Origin of the sequence: Mesorhizobium sp. M1A.F.Ca.IN.020.03.2.1, from assembly GCF_004023205.1 — a bacterium.
Classification (GTDB): domain Bacteria; phylum Pseudomonadota; class Alphaproteobacteria; order Rhizobiales; family Rhizobiaceae; genus Mesorhizobium.
In genome coordinates this window covers 1-1,918 of record NZ_RZSV01000433.1, presented here as the reverse complement: position 1 = coordinate 1,918, position 1,918 = coordinate 1, and the positions used below count along the sequence as shown (strand labels likewise).

Annotated in this window: 2 protein-coding genes; both read right to left on the bottom strand. The window is 66.3% G+C overall.

Features of this window, described 5'->3' with window-relative positions; genetic code table 11:
• Window positions 1-997 (bottom strand): class I SAM-dependent methyltransferase (locus tag EOA79_RS31755; protein WP_164894056.1); only part of this gene is annotated, 997 nt, incomplete at its 3' end.
• On the bottom strand, window positions 994-1,848 hold the full coding sequence (lgt, locus tag EOA79_RS31750) for a prolipoprotein diacylglyceryl transferase (protein WP_082953956.1): 855 nt from the start codon (window positions 1,846-1,848) through the stop codon (window positions 994-996). The genes EOA79_RS31755 and lgt, both read right to left, overlap by 4 nt.
• Window positions 1,849-1,918 lie beyond the last annotated feature (70 nt).

The following is a 1,918-nucleotide window of genomic DNA, read 5'->3' as shown; positions in this document are numbered from 1 at the left end:
GGCGCTTGACCGCCTCGGAAATCGCCTGACGCGCGACATCATCGGCCAGGGCGCCCAGCGCGCCGGCGCGCTCGAGCAAGCCCATGCCGAGCAGGAATTCGCTCTGCGTGGTCAGTTCCGCCTGGAGGCCGTGCTCCCGGACGGCTGCAGCCAACGCGGCGAAATCGACGTGAGCGGTAAGATCGGCCCCGCCGGGATTGGCCAGCACGTCTTCGTGATCGTGCCTGCGCACAGCCTGCAATGTGTCGCCGAAGCCCGGCTCAAGATGGCCGTAGTCGATGAACAGCCCGGCGCCGCCATGGCCGGCGATACGCTCGGCAATCGCTGCCATCAGCGCGGCGCGGGCCGGCGCCACCTCGACGATGGCGCCTTGCAGAGCATCGGCCGCGCCGGCCGGCAGCAGCGCCGGGTCGACGGAACCCGCGCCGGCGAAGAAATGAAGATTGTCTTGTTCGTCGAGCCCGACCATGCGCTCGCGCCAGCCGGCGCCGACATAGACGAACTGGCGGATCGGCACGGCGTCGAAGAGTTCATTGCCGACGATGAAGAGCGGCTGCTGCGGCAGCGTGTCGATGGTTTGGTGCCAGCTCAGGGCGGGGCTCTGGCCGGCGAGCGTCTCTTTCTGGATTTCGGCCAGGCGCGGACTGGTCTCGATCATGGCGAAGGAAGCCTTGGCGGCAAGCGCCGGATCGAGGCGGGACCAGGTGCGCAGCATGTCCTTCATCAGCGTGCCGCGACCGGGGCCGATTTCGGCGAAGGTGGCTGGCAGCGGACGCCCGCCGCCTTGCCAGGCCTGGTAGAGCCAGACGGCGACAAGCTCGCCGAACATCTGGCTGATCTCCGGCGCGGTGACGAAGTCGCCGGCGGCGCCGAAGGGCTCGCGCGTCGTATAATAGCCGTCCTCAGGGTCGAACAGGCAGAGCGCCATGTATTCGCTGACCGGGATCGGCCCCACCGCGCCGATCAGGCCGATGATGCGCTCCTTCAGCCTGGTCATGCCGGCTGCGTCTGCGTCGTCGGCTTTGCGGTGGCCATGGCCCAGATGCCGGCGAGCACCATCGGCGAGGACAGGACCATGCCCATGGTCAGCCAGTTGGTGCCGAGCAGATAACCGAGCTGCTGGTCAGGCTCGCGGAAGAACTCGACGAAGATGCGAGACAGGCCGTAGCCGCAGATGAAGGCGCCGCCGACGAAGCGCGGTGTCTTCAGCTTCAGCCGCGAGTGGGTGAGAAAGCGCAGCACCAGGAAGAGCACAAGACCTTCCAGCAGCGCCTCGTAGAGCTGGCTGGGATGCCGGGTGAATGGGCCGCCATTGGGGAATTCGATCGCCCAGGGCACGTCCGACGGACGGCCCCAGAGCTCCGAATTGATGAAATTGGCCACACGCACCAGCCCAAGGCCGACCGGCACGCCGGCCGAGACGACGTCAAACAGCGTCCAGGTATGAATGCCGCGCTTGAGCGAAAAGAGGGTCATGGCGAGGATCACGCCGAGCAGTCCGCCATGGAACGACATGCCGCCCTGCCAGACCGCCAAGGTGTCGAGCGGATGCGCGATATAGCGTGGAAGGTCGTAGAAGAGGACATAGCCGGTGCGCCCGCCGAGCACCACGCCGATCGCCGCCCAGACGATGAAATCGTCAAGATCCTCGGGCTTCATCGGCAGCTTGCCGTCCGGCCAAAGGCTGGCATTGCTGACCAGGCGCTTGGCGTACCACCAGGCGAACAGAATGCCGACGATGTAGCCGACGCCATACCAATGCACCGCCAGCGGCCCGATATGGACGATAACCGGGTCGATATTGGGGAAGGGCAGGGAGGCCAGCGGCAGCAGGAAATATTCGCTCAAACTGGGTCGCTCCGGTTGCGGTCGTCTATCGGGCGCGGACCATGCGGCAGGGTTTTGGCGGGGTCAAGGC